The following is a 24,986-nucleotide window of genomic DNA, read 5'->3' on the forward strand; positions in this document are numbered from 1 at the left end:
CGCCTGCGCGCCGACGAGATCATGACGAAGAGCGATCGCCGGCACCGCAACTTCGTCTGATCCGGGCCGTGACGTCGCGAGGAACAGCGCAATGTGGGGCGTAACGGCAACCCACAGCCAAATGCGTTTTAATCAGCGTGCAGCGCGCGCAGCGTGGCTGTACGTTGGGACGGCCGCTATGAGAGCTTGACTTTAGGATCGAGTTTGGATTTCATAACATATGGAGAGGATTGGAGGATGGCATGCGGCACGCAGGGGGCGCGGCCCCGTACATCGGCCCCGCGACCCTGAACCCGGACATCGGGCCCGCGACCCTGAAGCGGATCACCCGTCACCTGATGCCGCTCTTCTGCCTGATGTACCTGATCGCGTACATCGACCGGCAGAACGTCTCCTACGCCAAGCTGGAGATGGTGGGCGCCCTGGGCCTCACCGAAGCCGCCTACGGCCTCGGCGCCTCGCTGTTCTTCCTCGGCTACTTCCTGTTCGAGGCGCCGGCCAACCTGATCCTCGTCCGCGTCGGCGCCCGGGTCTGGTTCAGCCGGATCATGGGCACCTGGGGCCTCGTCACCATCGCGCTGGGGTTCACCCAGAGCCCGGCCATGTTCTTCGTCCTGCGCTTCCTGCTGGGCGTGGCGGAGGCCGGGTTCTTCCCGGGCGTGCTCTATGTCCTGACCCTCTGGTACCCGCAGGCGCACCGCGCCCGCATGATCGGCGCCTTCATGATCGCCAGCGCCGTGGCCAACGCGGTGGGGTCGGTCATCGGCGGCGCGCTGCTCGACCTCGACGGCCTCCTGGGGCTGGCTGGCTGGCAATGGGTGTTCGTGGCCACCGGCGCTCCCGCCGTCCTGCTCGCGCCTTACGTCCTCTGGCGCCTGCCGAGCCACCCCGAGCAGGCCCGCTTCCTCACCCCCGACCAGAAGGCCTGGCTCGCCAGTACCCTCGCCGCGGAGCCCCGCCAGCAGGCGGAAGGCTCCCCCTGGCGGGCCTTGCTGGACATACGAGTGATGGCGCTCGCCGGACTGTATGTCGGTTTGCCGCTCGGCGCTTACGGCCTCAGCTACTGGCTGCCCACCCTCGTGAAGGGCTTCGGCGCCTCCAACGTCCAGAACGGCTTCATCAACGTCATCCCCTGGGTCTTCGTCGCCTTGGCGCTCTGGTGGGTGCCACGCCATGCCGCCCGCAACGGCGTCAGCGCCTGGCACATCTCCGGCCCCATGCTGCTGGGCGCCCTCACCCTGGTGCTGAGCGTGGTCATGCCAGGCGCAGCGCTCAAGTTCGCCCTGCTATGCGTCGCCGCCGCCGCCATCTTCGCCGGCCAGCCGGTGTTCTGGAGCGTGCCCCAGAAGATCCTCGCGGGCCCGCACGCCGCCGCCGGCATCGCCGCCATCAACTCGGTGGGCAACCTCGGCGGCTTCGTGGCCCAGAACGTGGTGCCGCGCATCTACGACGCGACCGGCAGCCAGCTCGCCCCCATGCTGTTCCTGGCCGGCTGCCTGATCATCGCCGGCGTCAGCATCCAGGTGCTCGTCCCCCGGCTGGCAGACTGGTAGGGCGCCGGCGGAATCAGCCGGACGCGCCGAGCATGCCGGTGGCGATCGCCCTCTTCCGCGTTCGCCCTGCAATTCGCATTTCGCAGGTCGTGGCTGTGGAGTGGAGGCGGCGCCTTCGATGCGTGACTCAATGGTTGAGATGGCGTCGCTTTTTCCGGGGGTGGTGGCTCGCATTCGATGTGCCGCATCGGCCGGTTGAAGACGAGGCTCGACCATCGAGGAGCTTGACATTTGAATCGCTTTTTGATTCCCTAGCCCAGTTGCTCTTTGGAACGCCTGAGGCGTATTTTTGCACGCTGCCTGCAGCGCGCTGCGCGCTTAGGACACCGCGGTGAGAATGCAAAATGCGCCAATGCATTGATAGCGCGGGCTGCTGAATTCGATTTTGGCACTGATGCGCGTTGGAGGTCCTCATGCACCTAAAGAACTGGCCTGCTGTCCTTTCGCTCTCGGTCATCTCTGTCCTCCCCGCCGCGGTGTATGCCAGCGACCCCGCTAACCTTCCCGTTCCGCCCGCGGGTTTCGATGCCAAGAACCCCGGCATTCCCCATGGGAAGGTGGACGTCTCCGTCAGCTATCCGACCCGGAACTACGGAATGCGGAAGGTGACGGTTTATACGCCTCCGGGGTATTCGACGGACCGGAAATATCCTGTCGTTTACCTGCATCATGGAATCGGCGGCAATGAGGTTTCCTGGATCGGCCAGGGGAGCAACGAAGGCAATGCCGACAACATCATGGACTATCTGTACTCGAAGAACTTGGCCAAGCCCATGATCGTTGTGATGCCCAGCGGCAAGATGGACGGAGCGGACGATTTCGCGCGCTTCGCGAATTTCGGGGACGTCCTGCTCAACGACCTGATCCCCTGGGTCGAGAGGACGTATTCCGCCGCGACGGATGCCGATTTGCGGGCCATCTCCGGCCTGTCAATGGGCGGGGGGCAGACCTTCAACTTCGGGTTCCCCAATACCGATGTTTTTCACTACATCGGGCCGTATTCGGCTGCGCCCAACACCCAGCAGCCAAGTCAGACCATCAGGGATGTGGCTGCGGTCAAGGAGAACGTGAAGCTCATCTTCATCTCTTGCGGGAGTGCGGACGGGCTGATCGGCAACAGCCAAAAATATCACGACTTCCTGGACGCGAACAACATCGACCATATTTACCAGATCGAGCCGAATGAAGGCCATACCAAGACCGTCTGGAACCGCAGCTTTTACAACTTCGCCCAACGCATTTTCCTCGACGATGGCGCGACGGGCGGCGGCGGGGCCGGCGGCGGCGGCGGGGCGGGCGGCGGCGGGGCGGCCGGCGGCGAGGCGGGCGGCGGCGGGGCGGGCGGGGCCTCGGGCGACGGCGGTAGTGCAGGGGACGGAGGCGGAAACGGCGGGGGCGCGACCGGAGGTGATGCCGTCACGACAGGCGGTTCTCCAGCGACTGGCGGGCAGGTCGCGAGCAGTGGGAGCAGCGGCACCGACGAAGGTACGCCCTCGACGGACGACTCTGGCTGCAGCTGCTCGGTCCCCGGGTCCAACCCCGGAACGCCGCCTTGGCGCTTCGGGCTCTATCTTGCGGCAATCGGCGCCGTCCTCTTCAGAGCGCGAGCAAGACGGAATCAAAGCTGATCCGTCGAGCGTCGCTCCGTGCGGCTTCACGCGAGGAGCCATAGGCGTCTTGCCGGCACCGTCGAGCGGTGCCGGACTCGGCCGGCGAGCGAGGCAGATCGTCGAGACCCTTCGGGCTCCTCTATACCTCTATAACCTCTCCACGAGCTGGCTCCACCTCGGGATCGAGGAGTAGCGGTCGCTGATCTTCCTCGTGCTCGTGGTCGCCGGGCAGGCGCCCCCGGCGCTCTTCGTCGCGCGGACGCCGCCCGGATCCCGTGGACCTATGTCGGCGTCGTCTGGAGTTGCTGCCTCACCTGGCTGCCGATCGACGAGCTCTTGCCGCGGAGGGAGGCTCGGAACGTCGCCCTTCCCCAGGGCGAGCAGCGCGCCCCCGGGAACATGGATGCCGAGCGCGCTCAGATCGAGCAGCGGATCGAGGCGCTCCGCCCGAGCACCCGATGACGCGCCGCCGCAGGTACTGCCTCGCGCGGCGACACGGCCATGGCTACCGCGCGGCGGCGCCGCTACTCGGAGCGCTGCTCGCCGAGCGGCGCCTCGCCGGATTCAGGGCCGAGCCGCTCGACCTCGTCCCAGAGGGCGTCGAGGTCGAGCGTGAGCCCCTCGAGGCCCGGCACGCCGGAGACCACGCCGGCTGCGGCGGCGCGCGCGTGCACGTACCGGCCGTCCGCGCCGAGCTCCAGGAGATCGAGCGTCGCTGCCTGCGGGTCGACGAGCCAGTACCAGCGCACCCCGAAGAGCGCGTATTCGTGCAGCTTCTCCACGCGGTCCCGGCGCGCGTCGCGCGGCGAGGGAGAGAGCACCTCGACCATGATGTCGGGCGGGAAGCGGATCACGCCGCGGCGCGGCGGCTTGCGGCTCCCGGGCAGGTACGCGGAGGCGTCGGGCTTGCGGCCGGACGAGGAGGTCACGGCGAACTTCGCCTCGGAGCCCAGCACCAGCCCGCCCCGCGCGATCAGCCAGCTCCGGAGCACCCCGACGACCCAGGCCACGACGACCTCGTGAACCGCGTCCGGCACCTCTTCCTCCGCGAGCACACCGTCCACGAGCTCGCCAGGCTCGTCTTCCGGCAGGCTGGTCCAGTCGGCCAGGGTCAGCCTCGCCCTGGCCGGCGCCTCGCTGACCGCGCTCTGCCTGATGACGACTGCGCCCTGCACCATGATGACGGGTCCAGCGTAGCACGCCGTCGCCGGTCTCCTCGGGAGCATCGCCCGGGCCCCGCGGCGGGCCTGCGCTTCCCGCCTCCCGCTTCCGCCCCGCGGCCGCCCCGGCTACCCTCGGCCGGATGTTTCACCCCGTCGTCGACCGGTGGTTCCAGGGGCGCTTCGGCGCCCCCGCCCCCGCGCAGGAGCGCGCCTGGCCGGTCATCGCGGCCGGCCGCGACACGCTGATCTGCGCGCCGACCGGCGCCGGCAAGACGCTCGCCGCCTTTCTCTTCTGCCTCGACCGGCTCGTCCGCGACGCGGCGCGGGGCGCCCTCGAGGACCGCACCGACGTCCTCTACATCTCGCCGCTCAAGGCGCTCTCCCACGACGTCCACCGCAACCTCGAGCAGCCCATCGCCGAGATCTCGGCGGCCATGCGGGAAGCGGGCCTGCCCGCGCCGGGCATCCGCGCCGTCGTGCGCACCGGGGACAGCCCGGCGCAGGAGCGGCGCGCCATGGCCGCCCGGCCGCCGCACGTGCTCGTCACCACGCCGGAGTCGGCGTTCATCCTGCTGACGAGCGAGTCGGGGCGGCGCGCGCTCGCCGGGGTGCGCACCGTCATCGTCGACGAGGTCCACGCCGTCGCCGGGGACAAGCGCGGCGCCCACCTCGCGCTCACGCTCGAGCGGCTCGAGGACCTCGTGATCTCCCGCGGCGGCGCCCGGCCGCAGCGCGTGGGCCTCAGCGCCACGGTGCGCCCGATCGAGATCGCCGCCCGGCTCGTCGCCGGCGCGCGCGAGCTGCCCGAGATCGTCGACGTCGGGCACCGGCGGGACCTCGACCTCGCCGTCGAGGTGCCCCGCGACGAGCTCGGCGCGGTCTGCACGAACGAGCAGTGGGCCGAGATCTACGACCGCATCGCGGCGCTCGCGGGGGAGGCGCGCTCGACCCTGGTCTTCGTCAACACGCGCCGCCTGGTCGAGCGGGTCGCGCACGCGCTCGCCGAGCGGATCGGCGAGGACGTCGTCGCGGCCCACCACGGCAGCCTCTCGCGGGCCCGGCGCCTCTCGGCCGAGCGGCGGCTCAAGGCGGGGGAGCTCCGCGTCGTGGTCGCGACCGCGTCGCTCGAGCTCGGCATCGACGTGGGCGCGGTCGACCTCGCCTGCCTCGTGGGCTCGCCGCGGTCGATCAACGTCGCCCTCCAGCGCATCGGCCGCTCGGGCCACGCGCTCGCGGCGACGCCGCGCGGGCGGCTCTTCCCGCTGACGCGCGACCAGCTCGTCGAGTGCGCGGCGATCGTGCGCGCGGCGCGGCGCGGGGAGCTCGACCGGATGACGTCGCGCGAGGGGCCGCTCGACGTGCTGGCGCAGCAGATCATCGCCGCGTGCGCGTGCGAGGAGCGCGACGAGGAGGGGCTCTACGCGCTCGTCCGGCGGGCCGCGCCGTACGAGGGCCTGTCGCGCCGCGAGTTCGACGCGATCGTGGCCATGGTGTCGGGCGGCGCCGCGGGCCCCGGCGGCGAGGGCGCCTCGGCGGCCCGGGGCGCGCGGCAGCGGGCCGGGTCGCTCGTCTACCGCGACGCCATCGGGGGCCGGCTGCGCGGGCGGCGCGGCGCGCGGCTCGCGGCGCTCACGTCGGGCGGGGCGATCCCGGACCTCGCGGCCGTCGACGTGGTGCTCCAGCCCGACGGCACGAAGGTCGGCACCCTCGACGAGGACTTCGCGATCGAGTCGTCCGCGGGCGACGTGTTCCTGCTGGGCAACACCTCGTGGCGCGTGCTCCGGCTGGAGGGCGGGCAGATGTGGGTCGAGGACGCCCACGGCGCCGCGCCGACGGTGCCGTTCTGGCTCGGCGAGGCGCCCGCGCGCACGCCGGAGCTCTCGGCCGAGGTCGCGGCGCTCCGCGCCGAGGTCGCCGCGCGGCTCGAGGAGGAGCGGGCCGAGGCCGGCCGTCCGGGGGCGCGGCGCGGCGAGGGCGGCGGCGAGGACGCGCGCGCGGCGAGGTCGCTGGCCGCGCGGTGGCTCATGCAGGAGTGCGCGCTCGACGCGCGCGGCGCGCTGCTCGTGCGCGACTACATCGAGGCCGGGCGCGCGGCGCTCGGCGCGGTCCCGGGCGGCGCGACCGTGGTGGTCGAGCGCTTCTTCGACGAGGCCGGGGGGCAGCAGATCGTCGTGCACACGCCGCTCGGCGGCAAGGTGAACCGCGCGCTCGGGCTCGCGCTCCGCAAGCGCTTCTGCCGCTCGTTCGACTTCGAGCTCCAGGCGGCGGCGACCGACGACGGCGTGCTGCTGTCGCTCTCGGCGGAGCACGGGCTGCCGATCGAGGACGTGCTCGATCTCGTCCGCCCCGAGGGCCTCGAGGAGGTGCTGGTGCAGGCGGCGCTCCAGGGCCCGATGTTCCGCACGCGGTTCCGCTGGGCCGCGTCCCGCGCGCTCGCGCTGCTCCGCTTCCGCGGGGGCCGGCGGGTGCCGCCGGCGCTCCAGCGCATGCGCGCCGACGACCTCCTGCTCTCGATCTTCCCCGAGCAGCAGGGGTGCCAGGACAACCACGGGCTCTTCGCGCACGTCGACCCGCCGGACCACCCGCTCGTCCGCGAGGCGCTGCGCGACTGCCTGACCGAGCTCATGGACGTCGAGGGGCTGCGGAGCCTGCTCGTCGGCCTGCGCAGCGGGGCGATCCGGGTCGTCGCGCTCGACACGCCGGAGCCGAGCGTCTTCTCGCACGAGATCCTGAACGCGAACCCCTACGCGTTCCTCGACGACGCCCCGCTGGAGGAGCGGCGGGCCCGCGCGGTCCGGGTGCGGCGCGGGCTCCCGGCGGAGGTGTCCGAGCGGCTGGGCGGGCTCGATCCCGCGGTCATCGCCGAGGTCGTCGCCGAGGCGCGGCCGGAGGTGCGCGACGCGGACGAGCTGCACGAGCTCCTGCTCGACCGGGTCGCGCTCCCCGCCGAGGAGGGGATCCGGAGCGGCTTCGCGCGGCTCTTCGAGGCGCTCTGCGCCGCTGGGCGGGCGGCGGAGGTGCGCGCCGCGCGCGACGCCGGCGCGGGGTCGCCGGCCGCGCCGCGCTGGGTCGCGACGGAGCGGCGGCCGCTCGTCGAGGCGATCTGGCCGGGGGCCGCGTTCGCGCCCGACGTCGCCGTGCCGCCCGCGCTGCGCCCCGAGGGCGGGGGCGAAGACCGCGGCGCCGCGATCACGGCGCTCGTGCGCGGCTTCCTGAGCGCCGCGGGGCCGGTCTCGACCGAGGAGCTCGCGCGGCGGCTCGACGTGCCCGCCGACGAGGCGCTGTCCGCGCTCGCGCGGATCGAGCTCGCGGGCGGCGCGCTGCGCGGGCGCTTCCTGACGGGCGCGCCGGGCGATCCATCGATCGAGTGGTGCGACCGCCGCCTCCTCGCGCGCATCCACCGCCGCACCGTCACGGGCCTGCGCAAGGCGATCGAGCCGGCGACCGCGGCGGAGCTCATCCGGTTCCTCCTTGCGTGGCAGGGCGTGGCGCCGGGCACCCAGGCGCGCGGGCCGGGGGGGCTCGGGCGGGTGATCGAGCAGCTGCAGGGCTTCGAGCTCGCCGCCGGGGCGTGGGAGAGCGAGGTGCTGCCCGCGCGCGTGGCCGGTTACGACGAGGGGCTGCTCGACGCGCTCTGCCTGTCCGGCGAGGTGGCCTGGGGCCGCGTGGTCCCGCGCGACGCGTCGGCGCCCACGCGCGCGGCGCCGATCACGCTGGCCCTGCGGCGCGATCTCCCGTGGCTGCTGGCGCCGCGGGAGGCCGAGGGCGAGCCGCCGCCGGCGTCGCTCTCGGAGCCGGCGCAGGGCGTGCTGTCGTTCCTCGCGCGCGCGGGCGCGTCGTTCTTCGACGACATCGCCGCGGGCGCGGGCCGGTCCCGGGCCGAGGTCGAGGAGGCGCTCTGGGAGCTCGTCGCCGCCGGGCTCGTGACCGGCGACGGCTTCGCGGCGCTGCGCTCGCTGCTCGGCGGCGGCGCCGCCGCGGCCGTCGCGCTGGGCGCCGGCCGCTTGCGGGGCGGGTCGCGCCGGGCGGGGCCCGTCGCGTCGGGCCGGTGGTCGCTGCTGCGGGCGCGCCCGGACGCGCCCGGCGCCTGCGGGGACGGGGCCGACGGCCTCGACGTCGTCGAGGCGCTCGCGCACCAGTACCTCCGCCGCTACGGCGTGGTCTGCCGCGAGCTGCTCGCGCGCGAGCCGCGGCCGCCGGCGTGGCGCGACCTCCTGCGGGTCTACCGGCGGCTCGAGATGGCCGGGCAGATCCGGGGCGGCCACCTCATCGCCGGCTTCGTGGGCGAGCACTTCGCGCTGCCCGAGGCGCTCGACGGGCTCCGCGCCGTCCGGCGCGAGCCCCCGTCCGGGGAGATCGTCCAGCTGTGCGCGTGCGATCCGCTGAACCTCGTGGGCATCGTCACGCCGGGGCCGCGCATCCCGGCCGCGCTCGGTCACGTGGTGATCTACCGCGATGGAGTCCCGCTCGCGCCCATCGCCCCCGCGGCGGGCGGGCGGCCCCGGGCGCAGGCCGCGTTCTCGCGAGCAGCGGTGTGAGCGTTCCGCCGCGCTCCTCGCCTCCTCCGCTACAGCGTTGAGCGGCGGCCCGCGGATTCAAAGGAACCTCGCGCCCGCGCCGTTTATATACTCGAGGGATGCGTTCACCCAACCATGGCACTCATGTTCGCGCCCTCGTGCTGCTCTCGATCGCCGCCCTCGGCGCCGCGGCCTGCTCGCCCAAGGTGAGGAATTACGGCGATGGGAGCGGCGGTGTCGGCGACGGGGGCGGCGGCGGCAGCGCTGGAGGAGGTGAGCCGGCCGCGGGCGGCGGCGGAGGCGGCGGCAGCAGCGGAGACGGCGGCAGCGGCGGGGAGGGGGGCGCCGCGGCGGCGCCGGGGCGGCTTCGATGGGCGATCCAGATCGGCGAGAACGGCTTCGACTCGGCCGCGAGCGTCGCCGTGGACCCCGAGGGGAACCCGATCGTCATCGGGCGGTTCTCCGGCGCGATCGATCTCGGCGGCGGCCCCATCGTCGCGCAGGACGGCTCCTCGGCGTTCCTCGCGAAGTTCGATGGCGACGGCAAGCACCTCTGGAGCAGGTCGTTCGGTTTGAGCCTCCCCGGCGGCCAGCACGTCGCGCACGGCCCCGGCGGCGGGCTCTTCGTGGGCGGGAGCTATTTCCAGAACCTCGATTTCGGCGGCGGCCCGCTGCCCCAGAACAACGGCGGGCTCGGTCTCGCGAGGTTCGAGAGCGGCACCGGCAACCACGTCTGGAGCAAGGGGTTCGGCGATCAGTACGTGAAAGAGCTCGAGTACGTCGCCGTCGACGGGCAGGGAGCGGTCCTCATCTCCGGAACCCTCGGCGGAACGGCCGACTTCGGCGGCGGGCCGGTCGGCGACGCCATCAGCGGCAATGCGGTCTATGTCGCGAAGCTGGACGCGGACGGCAATCACGCCTTCACGCTCTACATCGATGATGGCAGGGCGTCGCTCGCGGCGGGCGGGCTGGCCGCTGACGGGGAGGGCAACGTCGCGATCGCCGGCACGTTCGATCAGAGCTTCAACCTCGACCCGATGAGCGCGCCGCCCCTCGTCTCCAAGGGGGGACGCGATATCTTCTTTGCCAAGGTCGGCCCGAAGGGCGGGCTGCTCTGGCAGAAGGCGTTCGGCAACAGCCTTTACGACGCGGCCTCTCAAGTGGCCTTCGACGCCGCAGGGAACGTGTTCCTGGCCGGGATGTTCCAGGGGAGCGTCGATTTCGGCGGCGGGCCGCTCGTCGCGCTCGGCACGAAGCCGAACTTCTTCGTCGCCAAGTTCGATCCGGCGGGAAATCACCTATACAGCCGGGGTTTCGGCGACTCCGAGCTGCAGGAGGTCGCGTCGATCGCGGTGGCTCCGGACGGCAGCGCGGTCGTCACGGGGACCTTCCTCGGGAGCATCGATTTCGACGACACCGTGCTCGAGAGCCAGGGCACGAAAGAGGATCGCAACGGGTATCTCGGCGGGGGAGACATCTTCATCGCGAAGCTCGGGCTCGACGGCAAGCACCTCTTCAGCCGTCAGATCGGCGATCCCGACATGCAGATGGCGGGGGGCGTGGCCCTCGGCCCCAAGGGCGAGGTGTTCGCCGTCGGAGCGTTCCGCGGCACCGTGGATTTCGGCGGCGGCCCCGTGACCACGCGCGGCGAGACCGACGGCTACCTGATGAAGCTCGACCCCTGAGCGACGCCCGGCGCGGGGGCCGCCGCTCGGCCGGAGCCCGCGCCCGGCTCCGAACGCCGAGGCGCGGGCCGCCCGCGCTCCGGCGATCGCGGCCCCGGCGTGCCTGAGCGCACGTTGCGCCCCAACGCTGATGCGTCAATATCCGTTCGCTGCACGCGCTCGGGGGGGCGTTCCTGGTCATCTGAGGCCGCCGACATGTGGATTGCCCATCCAGCGCTCTGCCAACCCTCCAACCAACCCTCCAACTCGGTCAGCTGTTCCCGCAGTCAGCTCAGGGGGTTCTGGACGTCCTGGGCCGCGCTCCTGGTGGTGCTTCTGCAGTGCGCTGCGTGCGACAAGAAGGCAGCGCCCCAGCCTGAAGGCGCGAAGGGGGCGAAGACCGCGCCGAGCGCCAAGGAGGTGACGCTCGCCCCGGTGACAGAGCTGGTCGTTGAACAAACCATCGACATCTCCGGGACGCTGGACGCCGATGAGCAGGTGACGGTCGGGGCCAAGATGCCAGGCCGCCTCGCGTCGATCGCGGTCGATCTGGCGAGCCCGGTCACGAAAGATCAGGTCATCGCCCAGCTGGAGACGAGGGATTACGAGCTGCGCATCGAGCAGGCCGCGGCCGCGCTGGCGCAGAGCCGCGCTCAGCTCGGCTTGCCTCAGGACGGGCCCGATGACGAGCTCGACGTCGAGGGCGTCGCGATCGTGAGGGAGGCCCTCGCGACGTTCAAGGAGGCGCAGGCCAACCAGGTACGCGCGCGCAGCCTCGCCAAGGAAGGGTTGATGTCGGGCATGGACCTCGACGCGGCCGAGGCGGCGGCGGTCCGCGCGGAGACGGCCGTGCAGTCGGCGCGCGAGGAGGTGCGGATCCGGAAGGCGGCGGTGCGCCAGCGGCGCTCGGAGCTGCGCATGGCGCGGCAGCAGCTCGCGGACGCGGCGGTGCGGTCGCCGATCGATGGCGTCGTCCAGGCGCGGCGGGCGAGCGTGGGCCAGTTCCTCGCCGCGGGGGCGCCGATCGCGGACATCGTCCGCGTCGACCCGCTGCGGCTGCGCGTGGCCATCCCGGAGACCGAGGCGGCCGGCGTGCGCGCCGGGCAGCAGGTGCGCGTCATCGTCCCGGGGGACAGCGCCGTCTACGCGGGGACGGTCGCGCGCCTCGCGCCCGCGATCGACCCGCAGAGCCGGACGCTGCTCGTGGAGAGCGACATCAAGAACCCCGGCCACCTGCGGCCGGGCAGCCTGGTCACCGCGCAGATCGTCGTGACCTCCAAGCCGGCGCCGTCGGTGCCCGCGACCGCCATCGTCCGGTTCGCCGGCCTCGCGAAGGTGATCACGGTCGAGGACGGCAAGGCGAAGGAGAAGCAGGTCGTCACCGGGAAGACCGCGGGGGATCGCGTCGAGATCGTCTCCGGCATCGCGGTGGGCGAGTCGGTCGTCGCCCGCCCCGGCTCGCTCCAGCAGGGTCAGCCGGTGCACGTGGTGGAGGGGAGCTAGATGCAAGCGCTCGCCAGGATCTGCATCCAGCGGCCCGTGTTCGCCGCGATGCTGGGGCTCGCCCTCATCGTCGTCGGCGCCGTGGCGTACTTCCGGCTGGGCGTGGATCGCTTCCCCGCCGTGGACCTGCCGACGGTCTCGGTCCGCACCACGCTCCCGGGCGGCGCGCCCGAGGACGTCGAGGCGGAGATCACCGAGGAGATCGAGGAGGCGGTCAACACGGTCGAGGGGATCGCCGAGCTCCGCTCGATCTCGACGAGCGGCAGCTCCGTCGTCATCGCCACCTTCAACCTGGACCGGGACGTCGACTCGGCGGCGCAGGACGTGCGCGATCGCGTGCAGGCGGCGCTGCGCCGCCTGCCGGTGGGCACCGATCCGCCCGTCATCGCGAAGCAGGACAACGACTCGACCCCCGTGATGACGATCGCGCTCTCCGCCGATCGCTCGATCCGGGAGCTCACCGAGATCGCCGACAAGCTCGTGCGCGTGCAGCTCGAGCGCTCCTCGGGCGTCGGCGAGGTGCGCGTCGTCGGCGGGCAGGAGCGCGCGATCAAGATCTGGCTCTCCGCCGATCGGCTCGCCGCCTACGGCCTCCCGATCACCGCCGTCCGCGAGGCCATCGTCCAGCAGAACGCGAACATCCCCGCCGGCAACGTCACCGGCAAGGAAGAGGAGCGGACGCTGCGCACGATGGGTCGCCTCGAGCACGCGGGCGACTTCGACAACCTGGTCGTCGGGCAGGTCGACGGCAGGCCCATCCGGGTGCGCGACATCGGGCGCGCCGAGGACGGCACCTACGAGCAGCGGTCGCTCGCGCGCCTCGACGGGAGGCCCACCGTCGTCCTCGACGTCGTGCGGCAGTCGGGCGCGAACACGGTCGCGGTGATCGAGGCCGTGAAGGCGAACGTGGCGAAGCTCTCCGACCAGCTCCCCTCGGACGTGAAGCTCGAGGTGATCCGCGACCAGTCGGGTTACATCTACACCGCGTTGCACGAGATCAACGTGCACCTCGTCCTCGGCAGCTTCCTGGCGTGCGCGGTCGTGCTCCTGTTCATGAGGTCGTGGCGATCCACGATCATCGCGGGGGTCGCCATCCCGACGTCGGTCGTCGCGACGTTCGGGATGATGTGGGCGCTCGACTTCACGCTGAACAGCGTGACGATGCTGGCGCTCGTCCTGATGGTGGGCATCGTCATCGACGACGCCATCGTCGTCCTCGAGAACATCTTCCGCTTCGTCGAGGAGAAGAAGATGGACTCCTTCGAGGCGGCCAGGGCCGCCACGCAGGAGATCGGGCTGGCCGTGCTCGCGACGACGCTGTCGCTCGTCGTCATCTTCGTCCCCGTGTCGTTCATGTCGTCGATCTCGGGGCGGTTTCTGTTCCAGTTCGGGATCACGGCCACCGTCGCGATCCTCGTGAGCCTGCTCGTCAGCTTCTCGCTGACCCCGATGATGAGCGCGCGCCTGCTCCGCAAGGAGGCGAGCCGCGCTCACGGGTCGGGCGAGGCGGGCGGCGGGGGCGAGGCGGCGACGCGCACGGGCTTCTACGGGCGGCTCGAGGCGAAGTACATGGGCGCCCTCGCGTTCGCGATGCGGCACCGCGCGCTCGTCGCCACCTTCGCCGTCCTCGTGACGGCCTCGGCGGTGCCGCTCTACGGGCTCGTGAAGCAGGAGTACATCCCCTCCGGCGCGGACGACGCGGAGTTCGAGATCCGCGTCACGGGCCCGCTCAGCGCCAGCATCGGCGCGATGGACGACGTGATGCGGCGGATCAGCGACGACGTGCGCTCGGTGCGCGGGGTGCGCAGCGTGCTCGCCACGGCGGGCGGCGGCTTCGTGGGCGGCGTCAGCTCGGGCGAGGCGTTCGTCCGGATCGCCCCGCACGACGAGCGCACCTTCTCCCTGACGCGGCTGTTCCGGGAGACGTTCTCCGGCAACCCGCTCCGCGCGTTCAAGGACAACTACGCGCAGAGCGAGGTGATGCAGGAGGTGCGGCGCAAGCTGCGCAAGTACACCGATCTCCGGATCTCGGTCCGCAACGTGCCGTCGTTCAACATCGGCGGCGGGAACTTCGAGATCGACTTCGCGATCCAGGGGCCGGACATCGAGGCGCTCGAGCGCTACGCGAACGAGCTCCGGGAGCGGTCCGCGCAGCTCGGCGGCATCGTCGACGCGGACGTGACGCTGAAGATCGACCGGCCCGAGCTGCGGGTGATCATCGATCGCGAGCGCGCCGCGGCGCTCGGCGTCCGGACGCAGGACATCGCGAGCGCGCTGCGCCTGATGGTGGGAGGCGATCAGGAGGTCTCGCGCTTCCGCGACGAGGAGGCCAACGAGAACTACGACGTGCAGCTCCGGCTCGTCGAGGAGGATCGCGATCAGCTGGCGGCCGTCCGCCGGCTCTACGTGCCGCGGACGGCGCGGCCGCAGGCGGGCAGCGCTGGCGCCGCGACGGCGCCCGCGGCGGGCGCGCCGCTGCTCCGGGGCGACCTGGTGCGCCTCGACAACCTGGTGCGCATCGAGGAGGCGAAGAGCCCGTCGCGCATCGATCGGCTCGATCGCCAGCGGGTCTCGAGCTTGCGGGCCGGCGTGGCGCCCGGCTACGCGCTGGCCGACCGGCTCGAGGCGCTGCGCGGCGCGGCGCGGGAGATGGACATGCCGTCGGCGTACACGACCAGCGTGCGCGGCCGCGGCGCGGAGCTGGAGCGCACGTTCGGCGAGTTCATCTGGGCGTTCCTCCTGTCGATCGTGCTCATGTACATGATCCTGGCGTCGCAGTTCGAGAGCCTCGTGCACCCGGTCACGATCCTGCTCTCGCTGCCGCTGTCGGTACCGTTCGCGCTCTTGAGCCTGTGGGCGACCGGGAACACGCTGAACCTCTACTCGGCGCTCGGCTTCCTCGTGCTGTTCGGCGTCGTGAAGAAGAACTCGATCCTCCAGGTCGATCACATGAACAAGCTCCGCGCCGAGGGCATGCCGCGGGCGGAGGCGATCCTCCACGCGAACCGCGATCGGCTGCGGCCGATCCTGATGACCACGCTGGCCCTGGTCGCGGGCATGCTCCCGCTCTGGCTGGGCACGGGGCCCGGGGCCGAGGAGCGCCACACGATCGCGGTGGTGGTCATCGGCGGCCAGTCGTTGAGCCTGCTCCTCACGCTGATCGTCACGCCGGTCTCGTACTCGCTGCTCGACGATCTCGCGCACAGCGAGCGCTGGGGGCGCGTTCGGGCGCGCGTCGGCGCCTTCGGCGAGCGGACGTCCGCGCGGATCGGGCGGCTCTTCGCGCGCGCGCGCAGGTCGACGTAGAGGCCGGGCGGCGCGGTCGGCCCGGGGGGGCGCCTCAGCCCTTCGCGAGCCCGAGCGCGGCCACGATCACCGCGCCCCAGCCGGCGAGGAAGAACAGCCCGCCGAGCGGCGTGACCGCGCCGAGGACGCGGACGCCGGTCAGGGTCATCACGTAGAGGCTGCCGGAGAAGAGGAGTACGCCGGCCGCGAAGCAGAAGCCGGCGACCGTCGCCGCTGTCCCGCCGGTGCGCGCGGCGAGGTGGGCGGCGAGCGCCAGCGCGAGGGCGTGGACGAGGTGGTAGAGCGAGCCCGTCTGCCACCACGAGGCGCGCAACGGGCCGTCCGGCAGCCTGTCGAACGTCGCCTTGAGGCCGTGGGCGCCGAAGGCGCCGAGCGCCACCCCGAGGAAGCCGTAGACACCGGAGAGCAGGAAGAAGAGCCGTTCCATCGGGCGCGGAGCTTAGCCCATGGCTGGAGCGCGTCACGGGGCGCGTGCGGCCGCGCGCCCGGCCAGCGGGCCGGCGCTGCGCGAGGCGCGTCAGCCGCCCTGCGCCGGCCGCCGCGGGAAGATCGTCCCCCGGATCTCGGCCATCGACGCGCCGGACATCGCCGCGAGGCGGCCGAGGACGACGCGGTTCAGCCGGCCGTCCGGCGGCGCCTTGACCGCGATCACGAACGCGGCGTCGACCGGCGCGCCGGCGTGCCTCGCCGCCCGCTCCGCGAGCGCCGCCGCCTCGCCCTCGGAGAGCTCCTGCCGCCGCGCCACGCGGATCTTCACGTAGAGCGCCGCCCGCATCAGCGCGTGGTAGCCGTGCATCCACGCCATCCAGCGCTCCTCCGCGCCCCCGGCGAGGGCCCGCGAGAGCGCGTCGTGGCGCCGATCGATCTCGTCGAGCGGGAGGTTGTCGAGCTCGTTCAGCGCGCCGGGGAACTCCCCCGCGAGCGCGCGGAACACCTCCTTGCCCGGGATCGGCTCGCCGGCCGCCCGCGCGCGCCGCAGCTCCGCGAGCGTGTGGTACTTGCGGGCGAGCTGCGCCAGGATGTCCGGCGAGAGGCGCGCGCCGTCCTCGGGGACCGCCCCGGAGGTCACAGCCAGCCGTGAGGGAACGCGAGGACGTCGCCGATCGACGCGGCGCCGAGGCACAGCGCGACGAGGCGATCGACCCCGAGCGCGTTGCCCGCCGCCGGCGGCATCCCCTCCTCGAGCGCGCCGAGGAAGCGCTCGTCGATCGGGTAGACCGGCTTGCCCCGGGCCGCCCGCGCCGCCTGATCGGCGAGGAGCCGCGCGCGCTGCTCGACCGGGTCGGTCAGCTCGCCGAAGCCGTTGCAGAGCTCGACCCCCGCGACATAGAGCTCGAACCGCTCGCACACCCGGGGATCTCCCGGCTTGAGCCGCGCGAGCGACGCGAACGGCGCGGGGAAATCGACCAGGAACACCGGGTGGGGCAGCGCCGCGATCGCCGGCTCCACCGCGTCCACCAGCAGGCGAAAGAACCGCTCCTCGTCGCTCGACGCGAGCGCGATCGCGTCGTCCGCGGGCACGCCGGCCCAGCGCGCGAACGCGTCGCCGACCGAGATGCGCGGGAACGGCGGCGTGAGCCGCACCGCCCTGCCGGACACCGAGATCGCGCCGTCCGCGCCGAGCGCGCCCGCGACGCGCTGCACGATCGCCTCCGTGTCGGACATCACCTCGTCCACACCGGAGAAGGCGCGGTACCATTCGAGCATCGTGAACTCCGGGTTGTGCCTGTCCCCGAGCTCCCCGCGCCGGAAGCAGCGCGCGAGCTGGAAGCAGCGCGGGACGCCGCCCGAGAGCAGCCGCTTCATCTGGTACTCCGGGCTCGTGATCAGGAACGTCGGCCGCGCCGCCTCCACCGCGAACGCGTCGAGGTGCAGGTCGAGCCCGGGGGAGGGGACCATGCTCGGCGTCTCCACCTCGAGGAACCCGCGCTCGGCGAACAGCGCTCGCACCGCCGCGAGCGCCGCCGCGCGCCGCGCGAGCGCGAGGCCGAGCCCGCGGTGGATCGCCCGCTCGGTCTCGCTCGACGGCGGCGCCGCGGCCCCCGAGCGCCCCCGCGGCGGCCTCCGCGGCGCGATCCGCTCGACGAGCCGCGCCGAGGCGAGCGCGCCGCCGGCCGGCGCCCCCTCGACCACCGCGAGATCGCCGATCTCGACCGGCGGCGCGGGCGCGCCCTCCAGCGCGACGCGCAGCGCGCCGAAGGCGTCGCCGAGGACGACCGCGCCCTCCGCGACGTCGAGCACGCGACCGCCGACGCGCACCCTTCCGGGCAGCGTCGCACCGGCGGAGGCGATGTCGCTCGGCGCGAGCGTCGCCGGGGCCCCAGTCGAGACGTCGGTGTGGAGGAGAGTCACAGGATCCTGCGCCGAGTGTGCCGGAGACATATCACGCAAGTCGACCAAAGACGTCAGGCAAGAAGCCAACGGACGCTACAACTCGTTATTTTTCCGGGAGAGCACCGCGCCTCTCCTCCTTGATGAGCCAACGTAACTCGATACGTTGGTCGCGCTCGTCGGTCCGGCCATGCCGCGCCTCGCGCGAGCGCCGCTCGCAGAAACCCAGCCGGAGAGGAGAATCATGGGACGACAGCTGCTCTTGCTTCCGTTGACCGCGCTCGCAACGTTGACCTTCGCGGGGGCCGCTGCCGCGTCCGAGTGGCACACTGTACCGCCGAGCTCGGTGTCGACCGACCCGTCCCTGCGCGTCGCCGGCGGCGCGCGCAGCGCGGCGGAGGCGTACCTGAAGCGCGCCGTTTCCGAGCTCCGGCTCCAGGGAGTCTCGCTGCGTTATGAGCGCGAGCTCCAGGACGGCGATCACCGCACCGTCCGGTTCGCGCAGTTCCACGCAGGGCTCCCCGTGCTCGGCGGCGCCGCGGCGGTCCACGTGGCCCCGGGGGGCCGCGTGGAGCTCGTGGTGCTCGACGTGGCGCGCGACCTGTCCGTCCCGGCGGCGCCGAAATACCGAGAGGAGGCGGCGCGGAGCGCGGTCGAGGCGACCTACGGGATGAGCCTGCCCGAGCGGCCGAGCGCGGCGCTCGCGGTGTTCCCCGAGGCGGAGACGGGCGGCAAGCTCGTCTGGGTCGTCGACGTCCGGTCGGAGCTCGGCGGCGAGCGCTTCCTCGTGGACGCGCACGCTGGCAAGATCGTCCACCGGCGATCGCTCGCCGTCCACGCGCGCGGGCGCGTCTACCCGATCAGCTCCGCGGTCACGCCGCGGCTCGAGGATCGCGAGCTCGTCGACCTCGACGCGGGGGACCCGCAGACCTTGAGCGGCTGGGGCGGCAACCTCAGGGTGGTGAACTACGTGAATGGCGACCTCATGAGCGGCGTCCCGCTCACCCTCGAGCAGCGCGTCGGCCCGAACGCGGGCGAGGACTTCCTCTACGACCCGCCGAGGAGCGCGGACGACGCGCGCGACGAGTTCGCGCAGGTCGGCGTCTATTACCACCTCACCCGGATGCGGGATTACTTCACGACGGCCCATCAGCTCGACATGGCGTCGCCGAGCTGGAAGCTCGTCGCGATCGCCAACATGCTGGAGTCGGGCCGGCCGATGGACAACGCGTTCTTCTCGCCGATGGGCTCGGAGGCGCCCTTCAGCGCGCCGAACCTCATCGCCATCGGCCAGGGCTCGTTCTTCGACTTCTCGGACGACTCCGACGTGTTCCTCCACGAGTTCACCCATTACGTCACCGCCAACGCGGTCGGCTACAGCGAGGGCCAGTTCGCGGTGAACGAGTACGGGCTCTCCCCGTGGGCCGGCAGCATCGACGAGGGCCTCGCGGACTACTTCGCGTGCACCGTGAACGGCGACTCGACGCTCGGCGAGGCGTCGCTCGAGCCCTTCGGCGCGCAGCGCGAGCTCTCGGAGGACGTCAAGGTGTGCCCCGACGATCTGGTCGGCGAGGTGCACGACGACGGCGAGCTGATCGGGAGCCTCGCGTGGTCGTTGCACGAGAAATTCGGGGCCGAGCTGGGCGACAAGCTGGTCTGGAGCGCGCTGACGCTGCTGACCCGCAACGCCTCGCTCGGCGACTTCGCCAAGGCGCTGACGAGGGCGACCGACAAGCTGGTGGGCTCCGGCGAGCTCACGGCGGCGGACGCGGACACCGTCGCGGCGCTGCTCAAGAGCCGCGGCCTCGACGACTGCGAGGAGGTGCTCGACCTGAGCGGGGGCAAGTCGCGCAGGACGCACATGTTCGGCATCGACTCGCTGGTCTACGGGACCGGGGCGTCGTGCGTGGAGTGGCGCAGGCAGCTCAGCCTCCAGAGCCTCTTCCACTTCAAGAGCACGCCGGACCGGACCGCGAAGGGCATCCGCTTCACCGTGGAGCTCGAGCCCCGCGGCGGCACCGATCTCGACTGGAGCATCTACGTGAGGAGCGGCCGGCACGTCGGCTTCGCGATGGGCGACGTGATGCCGGAGGCCAGGAACTACGACTACAGCGTCGAGGGGATCACGGACACGTACGGGGAGATCGTCATCGACGAGACGTCCGATCCGCCGTTCGATCCCACGCAGACGTACTACATGGTGATCGGTCACGCGAACTGCCCGTCCACCGCCGTGTCGGTGGACAGCGCCGATCTCGGGGTCGAGCCGCCGCCGGTCGATCCCGTGGACCCGGTCGAGCCGGAGCCCGGCTCGACGGGCGGCGCGACGCCGGAGCCGACCGATCCGGCCGAGGAGACGCCCGCGGAGCCGCCCGCAGCGGGGTGCGCGTGCCGCGCCGCCGCGCCGAGCGCGCCGGTCGCACCGTGGACGGCGCTCGCCGGGATCGCGCTCGCCGGAGCGGCGGCGCTCAGGCGCGCCGCGCGCCGGAATCAGCTGGAGCGGAGGGAGCCGCGCTGAAGCCGCGCGGGCCAGGATGGCCGGCGAGGCGCCGACGCTCGTGCGCCTCGCTGCGGTCGCCGTGACGCGGCGTCCGCGTCCGCTGCGCTAACGCCCGCCGGCGCCCCCGGCGCCGCCGGCTCCCCCGGCGCCGCCGCTGCCGCCCGTGCCCGCCCCGCCGGCGCCGCCGCTGCCGCCCGTGCCCGCCCCGCCGTTGCCGCCGCCGCCATCGCCGGCGCCGTCACCGCCGCTGCCGCCCGTACCAGCGCCCCCCGTACCGCTCGCGGTGGTCGTGGTGGTCGTGGTGGTCGCGGTGCTCGTCACCGGATTCTGCGTCGGATCGCAGACCTGCGTCACCACGCCGGGCCTGCAGCAGCGGTGTTGTAGCTGCTGCTGGCCGATGCCCCTGCACTCGAGGCCACTCGCGCAGTCCTCGTTGCCGTTCGCGATCTCGCAGGGCTCGCCCTCTTGCTGCTGGCTGCAGCTCGCGGCGGAGGCGACGAACGCCGCGGCGAGCGCGGCCAGGAGGAGCGCGGGGCGCAAGGCGTTGCGCGACGTCTTCAGGGCTTTCACGCGCGCTGGTCTAGCAGAACCCGGCGGGCTTGCCTATTGCCCATCTACGGCGGAGGAGCGGCCCGGTTCTTCGCGTCGATCGCGTCGATGAACAGGCCCATGTACTGCGCGGCGCTCGTGATCGAGAAGACGAGCGATAGATAGATGAGCAGCCGGCCCACGTGCACCACGTCGACCTCGCCGAAGTCGACGCCGAGGTGGATGTGGTACGGGTAGCCGAGGATCAGGCAGACGATGCCGATCATCTGCAGCGCCGTCTTGATCTTCCCGCCGTCGCCCGCCGCGATGACGAGCCCCTCGGTCGACGCGATCGAGCGGAGCGCCGTGATCGTGATCTCGCGCGAGATGAGCAGCACCACCGCCCACGCCGGGATCCGGCCCATCGGGACGAGCCACACCAGCGTGCCGGCGACGATGAGCTTGTCGGCCAGCGGATCGAGGAACTTGCCGAGCACGCTCACGAGGCCCTGCCGGCGCGCCAGGTAGCCGTCGAGCATGTCCGTGATCGCCGCGAGCGAGTAGACGCACGCGGCCCAGAAGCAGTCCCGCGGCGCGCCCCTCGAGAGCAGCAGGAGGACGGCGGGGATCATGAGGATCCGCGCGAACGTGAGCAGGTTCGGGAGGTTCTTCGCGTCCTCCCAGAGCGTCCTCCGCCGCTGCGCCTTGATGCCCCGCAGGGACGTTTCCGCGCTAGCGACCATCGACGAGAACCATCCCCTCTCCACCGAACGTCACGAAGCCCTGCAGCCCTCCGGGCGCCTCGGTCGCGGGCAGCGTGCGCGGCAGGAGCCGGCCCATCCACCCGAGCACCGCGGTCGCGCGCATCGACGTCGGCCGCGACGGGGCGATCTCCAGCGCCGCGGCGCGCTCGGGCACCGAGAGCACCATGTGGCCGCGGCCGCGCAGCTGCACCATCGCGACCGCCTCGCCGTCGCCGGCCGGAAGGCGGCCGTTCTCGTAGCCGATCGGCAGCTCGAAGCCGACGAGCACGTCCTCGCGCAGGAAGATCGGCTCCTCCCCGAGCGTCACGGCGTGCAGCCGCCGCCCCTCCAGCGCGCCGAGCACGAGCTCGCAGCGCGCGCCGATCTCGACGAACGGCGTGCTCGGCCCGCCGAGCGGCTCGTCGAAGACGCGGCCGCGCGCCTGCCGCTTCAGCACGTGCGTGGCCGTCCCGGGGAGCGTGCTCATCGTGCGGAGCGCGTCGAGCCGCGCCACGAAGCCCTTCGCGGCCTGCACGAGGACGACGCCGCTCGCGTGCCGCGCCACCGCGACGTCGCGCGGGAAGACGAGCAGCCGCTCGCGCGCCACCGAGAGCAGCGCCTCCGGCGGCTGCACCGCGAGCGGCGTCGTGGACGGCGGCGGCGTGCCCGGCGCCGCCGTGGGGGGCGGCAGCGACGACGACGACGCCCGCGCGGCCGCCTTCCTGCCCGCGAGCGCGGCGTCCCCGGTGGCGGAGACCGGGACCGTGAAGCGGCCCGTCATCGACGGCTCCTCCGGCGCCATCGAGCCGCGCCGCACCGCCGGCGCCGCGCCCCCGCCGGGCGGCGCCTGGACCGCCGCCATCGACGGGACCGTCGGCGCCGCGCCGCCCCTCGGCGCGGGCGATCGGCTCGGCCCGGCCGCGCCGCCCGCGCGGCCGTCCGCCCCGAGGCTCCGGAGCGACGGCGGCGCCGGGATCGTCGGCATCGTCTCGCGGCCAGGCTCGATCGCCGACCAGGTCCCGGACGGGATGCGCGGCAGATCCGAGTCGTGCCGGAAGCCCGCGCCGGCGCGGTCGAGCGCCTGCACCGCCTCGCCCGCGGCGCGCTGCACCTCGGCCCTCGCCTCCGCCTTGGCCTCGAGCGGCGGCTGGTCCTCGGTGTCCGGCGGCTCGGCCGGGTACCTGCCCGTGGAGCCGCCCGTCATGTCGAGCAGGCGGCGCGCCATCGCGTCATGGCCGCCCGCCGCGAACGCGTGGCTCGCGCGCTCGTAGTCGCCCATGCGCTGGAACGCGAGCCCGAGGTAGCCCCAGGCGCGCTGGTGCTTCGGGTTCTGCTCGAGCGCCTTCTCGAGCTCGGACCGCGCCTGCGCGGGCTGCCCGGTCTTGAGGTACGAGAGCGCGAGGTTGATGCGCGGCTCGACCGCCTCCGGGTGGGCCTGGATCAGCCGCTCGTAGATCGCGATCGCGCGCGGATAGAGCCCCAGCCTGAAGTAGACGATCCCGAGGAGGTCCTGCCCCTTGGGATCGCTCGGCTGGAGCGAGAGGGCGCGCTCCAGCTCCGCCTTCGCGGCGTGGACCCGGTTGTCCTGCAGGAGCTCGCTGCCCCGGTGCAGGTGGAACAGGAACTCCTCCGCTGCGACTTCGCGGGTGGAAGGCCGGGGGTCGTCGCGCTCGGGCATCGTCGGCTGGAGCGTACACGAAAACGCACACGCGCCGTCAGGCGCTCGCCGCCTCGATCGCCTCGGCGAGCGTGAAGGCCCCCTCGTAGAGCGCGCGGCCGACGATGACGCCGCTCACGCCGGGGATCTGCGCGAGCGCGCGCAGGTGAGAGAGCGAGCCGACTCCGCCGGAGGCGAGCACGGGGAAGCCGCACGAGCCGGCGAGCTCACGGGTGGCCTCCAGGTTGGGGCCGACCTGCGTCCCGTCGCGGGAGACGTCGGTGTAGAGGAGCGCGGCGATGGGGGCGCCGGCGAGCGCGTGGGCGACGTCGAGCGCCGTGACCGAGGAGACCTGCTCCCAGCCCTGCACGGCCACGCGCCCGTCCTTCGCGTCGACGGCGACCACGACGCGCCCCGGGAAGCGGACGGCGAGGTCGCGCACGAGCGCGGGGTCGTTCACCGCGGCGGTCCCGAGCACGATGCGATCGGCGCCGAGCGCGAGGTAGCTCTCGGCCGCGGCGGCGGAGCGGATGCCGCCGCCCACCTGCACGCTGCCCCCGTCCACGCCGAACGCCGCGACGACGGCGCGGACCGCGTCGGCCTGTACGGGCCGGCCGGCCCGGGCCCCCTCCAGATCGACCACGTGCAGCCGATCGCAGGAGCGGCGGAGGCGGGCGGCGAGCGCCGCCGGGTCCTTGTCGTAGACGGTGACCTGATCGTAGCGCCCTTGATGGAGGCGCACGGCCTGGCCTCCGAGGAGATCGATGGCGGGGATGAGCTGCACGCGGCGGGTCTAGCGCGCCTCCGCGCCGGCGGGTAGGGGCGGCGAGGGCGCGCGCTCGTCCGCGCGGGCGCCGCGCAGCCCGCCGCGTCACCACGCCCCGCTCGCCCCCAGCACCACGCCCTCGGGCCCCGCCGCGAGCACCCCGGCGCGGATCCGCCTTGACGTCGCGCCGGCGGTCGCCTCGCTCTGCGTCGGCTCGGTCAGGTAGAGCACCGCCGCCGCCCCGAGCCCGACCAGCCCCACGCCGAAGCCGATCGTGCTCACGAGCCCCGTGGCGCTCGCGCTCTCGGCGGCGTCGAGCCCGGTCTGGTCGCAGGCCGTCTCGTCGCTCGAGCCGATCCCGCTGCCGCAGTGCTTCTCGACGATGCTCTTCCGGCCCAGGGTGAGCGCGCCCGTGATCCCGCCGAGCACGAGCCCCGCCACGCCGACGCCGCCGGCCACGTACACGGCCGTCCGCCGGCCCGACGCGCCGCCAGCGGGGGTCGTCGCGGCGCCGTTCACCTGCAGCTCGACCCGCTTCTTCTCGCCCTGGGCGAGCTGGATCCGCGTCTCCCAGACCGACCCTCCCGGCGCCTGGGTCGACACGACGTGCTCCCCCGGCTCCACCGGGACGCTCGCGCCGAGCGCGGCGCTGTCCACGACGTCGCCGTCGCGCTTCACCACCGTCCCCGTCGGGGCGCCGGGCGGGAGGGCGAGCGAGAGCTCCGGCACGAGCGGGGCCAGCTTGTCGCGCTCCTGCCTGGCCACCTTCGGCCGGTCCCCTTGCCGGCTCTTCTGCTCCGGCGGCAGCTGCTCGTACTGCGCCAGGTACTCGCCGAAGTGCGCGGACGCGGCGGCGATGCGGCCCCACCGCGACTCGCAGGTCGCGAGCGTGAAGAGCGCCCCCAGCTTGGGCTCGAGCCGATGGCTCTCGGCGATCGCCTTGCAGCCCGCCTCGTACCGGCCCGCCTCCATGTCGGCGAGGCCTCGGTTGAAGAGGGCCTCCGCGGCCGCGCTGTCCTGCGCCGCGGCGGGCGCCGCGGCGGCGAGCGAGCAGAGGACGAGGGCGACAGGGGCAATCCGGCGCAGGCAACGTGTCATGGTCTGGCGCATCCACAGGGCGAGAGGTCGGACGGCGTGGGCGATGA

General features: G+C 73.0%; 16 protein-coding genes. 7 read left to right on the top strand and 9 right to left on the bottom strand.

What is annotated here, in order from left to right; all coding sequences use genetic code 11:
- Positions 1–242 precede the first annotated feature (242 nt).
- Together WME98_RS41610 and WME98_RS41615 are read left to right on the top strand one after the other, a co-directional pair.
- Positions 243–1,553, top strand: coding sequence for an MFS transporter (locus WME98_RS41610; RefSeq protein WP_437947210.1), 1,311 nt, complete (start codon positions 243–245; stop codon positions 1,551–1,553).
- 413 nt (positions 1,554–1,966) lie between these two features.
- Positions 1,967–3,181, top strand: coding sequence for an alpha/beta hydrolase (locus tag WME98_RS41615; RefSeq protein WP_437947211.1), 1,215 nt, complete (start codon positions 1,967–1,969; stop codon positions 3,179–3,181).
- Positions 3,182–3,687: 506 nt separating this feature from the next.
- Here the strand turns inward: WME98_RS41615 and WME98_RS41620 are convergent.
- Positions 3,688–4,341, bottom strand: a complete 654-nt coding sequence (locus tag WME98_RS41620) for a Uma2 family endonuclease (RefSeq protein WP_437947212.1) — start codon at positions 4,339–4,341, stop codon at positions 3,688–3,690.
- 125 nt (positions 4,342–4,466) lie between these two features.
- On the opposite strand from WME98_RS41620, the gene WME98_RS41625 reads away from it, so the two are divergent.
- The 4 genes from WME98_RS41625 to WME98_RS41640 all read left to right on the top strand — a co-directional run bounded on the left by WME98_RS41625 (position 4,467) and on the right by WME98_RS41640 (position 15,316).
- Positions 4,467–8,864: a DEAD/DEAH box helicase gene (locus tag WME98_RS41625; protein WP_437947213.1), complete on the top strand. Its 4,398-nt coding sequence runs from the start codon at positions 4,467–4,469 to the stop codon at positions 8,862–8,864.
- A 98-nt stretch (positions 8,865–8,962) separates the two neighbouring features.
- The gene (locus WME98_RS41630; protein ID WP_437947214.1) at positions 8,963–10,528 is read left to right on the top strand and encodes a hypothetical protein; all 1,566 of its coding nucleotides are present in this window, start codon (positions 8,963–8,965) and stop codon (positions 10,526–10,528) included.
- 306 nt (positions 10,529–10,834) lie between these two features.
- Positions 10,835–12,010, top strand: a complete 1,176-nt coding sequence (locus tag WME98_RS41635) for an efflux RND transporter periplasmic adaptor subunit (RefSeq protein WP_437947215.1) — start codon at positions 10,835–10,837, stop codon at positions 12,008–12,010.
- Positions 12,011–15,316 (top strand): efflux RND transporter permease subunit, encoded by a 3,306-nt coding sequence (locus WME98_RS41640; protein ID WP_437947216.1) that lies wholly within the window; start codon positions 12,011–12,013, stop codon positions 15,314–15,316.
- A gap of 34 nt (positions 15,317–15,350) precedes the next feature.
- On the opposite strand, the gene WME98_RS41645 is transcribed toward WME98_RS41640, so the two are convergent.
- From WME98_RS41645 to epmA, 3 genes are all read right to left on the bottom strand, one after another.
- Complete coding sequence (locus WME98_RS41645) at positions 15,351–15,743, bottom strand: DUF423 domain-containing protein (RefSeq protein ID WP_129575293.1); 393 nt, start codon at positions 15,741–15,743, stop codon at positions 15,351–15,353.
- A 90-nt stretch (positions 15,744–15,833) separates the two neighbouring features.
- Positions 15,834–16,385 carry a hypothetical protein gene (locus tag WME98_RS41650; RefSeq protein ID WP_437947217.1) on the bottom strand — a complete coding sequence of 184 codons (552 nt, stop codon included), beginning with the start codon at positions 16,383–16,385 and terminating at the stop codon, positions 15,834–15,836.
- Complete coding sequence (epmA, locus tag WME98_RS41655) at positions 16,382–17,668, bottom strand: EF-P lysine aminoacylase EpmA (RefSeq protein ID WP_437338084.1); 1,287 nt, start codon at positions 17,666–17,668, stop codon at positions 16,382–16,384. The genes WME98_RS41650 and epmA overlap by 4 nt, the downstream gene beginning before the upstream one ends.
- Positions 17,669–17,891: 223 nt before the next feature.
- On the opposite strand from epmA, the gene WME98_RS41660 reads away from it, so the two are divergent.
- Positions 17,892–20,165, top strand: coding sequence for a hypothetical protein (locus WME98_RS41660; protein WP_437947218.1), 2,274 nt, complete (start codon positions 17,892–17,894; stop codon positions 20,163–20,165).
- Positions 20,166–20,252: 87 nt separating this feature from the next.
- On the opposite strand, the gene WME98_RS41665 is transcribed toward WME98_RS41660, so the two are convergent.
- The 5 genes from WME98_RS41665 to WME98_RS41685 form a co-directional block, all read right to left on the bottom strand.
- Entirely contained in the window at positions 20,253–20,717 is a 465-nt protein-coding gene (locus WME98_RS41665; RefSeq protein WP_437947219.1) for a hypothetical protein, read from the bottom strand.
- A 44-nt stretch (positions 20,718–20,761) separates the two neighbouring features.
- Positions 20,762–21,418 carry a CDP-diacylglycerol--glycerol-3-phosphate 3-phosphatidyltransferase gene (gene pgsA, locus WME98_RS41670; RefSeq protein ID WP_061621324.1) on the bottom strand — a complete coding sequence of 219 codons (657 nt, stop codon included), beginning with the start codon at positions 21,416–21,418 and terminating at the stop codon, positions 20,762–20,764.
- Positions 21,408–23,096: a tetratricopeptide repeat protein gene (locus tag WME98_RS41675; RefSeq protein WP_437947220.1), complete on the bottom strand. Its 1,689-nt coding sequence runs from the start codon at positions 23,094–23,096 to the stop codon at positions 21,408–21,410. The genes pgsA and WME98_RS41675 overlap by 11 nt, the downstream gene beginning before the upstream one ends.
- Before the next feature lie 37 nt (positions 23,097–23,133).
- Positions 23,134–23,859: a 1-(5-phosphoribosyl)-5-[(5-phosphoribosylamino)methylideneamino]imidazole-4-carboxamide isomerase gene (gene hisA, locus WME98_RS41680; RefSeq protein ID WP_437947221.1), complete on the bottom strand. Its 726-nt coding sequence runs from the start codon at positions 23,857–23,859 to the stop codon at positions 23,134–23,136.
- Between the two features lie 87 nt (positions 23,860–23,946).
- A complete protein-coding gene (locus WME98_RS41685) occupies positions 23,947–24,939 on the bottom strand; it encodes a hypothetical protein (protein ID WP_437947222.1) in 993 nt (330 codons plus the stop codon).
- Between the last annotated feature and the right edge of the window lie 47 nt (positions 24,940–24,986).

It is taken from the genome of Sorangium sp. So ce296 (genome assembly GCF_051529605.1).
GTDB classification, from domain to species: Bacteria; Myxococcota_A; Polyangia; order Polyangiales; family Polyangiaceae; genus Sorangium; species Sorangium cellulosum_D.

Bases quoted from the DNA above. Each gene is read 5' to 3' on its own strand.
- WME98_RS41610 (WP_437947210.1), top strand. From the start codon at position 243: ATGCGGCACGCAGGGGGCGCGGCCCCGTACATCGGCCCCGCGACCCTG.
- WME98_RS41615 (WP_437947211.1), top strand. From the start codon at position 1,967: ATGCACCTAAAGAACTGGCCTGCTGTCCTTTCGCTCTCGGTCATCTCT.
- WME98_RS41620 (WP_437947212.1), bottom strand. From the start codon at position 4,341: ATGGTGCAGGGCGCAGTCGTCATCAGGCAGAGCGCGGTCAGCGAGGCG.
- WME98_RS41625 (WP_437947213.1), top strand. From the start codon at position 4,467: ATGTTTCACCCCGTCGTCGACCGGTGGTTCCAGGGGCGCTTCGGCGCC.
- WME98_RS41630 (WP_437947214.1), top strand. From the start codon at position 8,963: ATGCGTTCACCCAACCATGGCACTCATGTTCGCGCCCTCGTGCTGCTC.
- WME98_RS41640 (WP_437947216.1), top strand. From the start codon at position 12,011: ATGCAAGCGCTCGCCAGGATCTGCATCCAGCGGCCCGTGTTCGCCGCG.
- WME98_RS41645 (WP_129575293.1), bottom strand. From the start codon at position 15,743: ATGGAACGGCTCTTCTTCCTGCTCTCCGGTGTCTACGGCTTCCTCGGG.
- WME98_RS41660 (WP_437947218.1), top strand. From the start codon at position 17,892: ATGGGACGACAGCTGCTCTTGCTTCCGTTGACCGCGCTCGCAACGTTG.
- pgsA (WP_061621324.1), bottom strand. From the start codon at position 21,418: ATGGTCGCTAGCGCGGAAACGTCCCTGCGGGGCATCAAGGCGCAGCGG.
- WME98_RS41675 (WP_437947220.1), bottom strand. From the start codon at position 23,096: ATGCCCGAGCGCGACGACCCCCGGCCTTCCACCCGCGAAGTCGCAGCG.
- WME98_RS41685 (WP_437947222.1), bottom strand. From the start codon at position 24,939: ATGACACGTTGCCTGCGCCGGATTGCCCCTGTCGCCCTCGTCCTCTGC.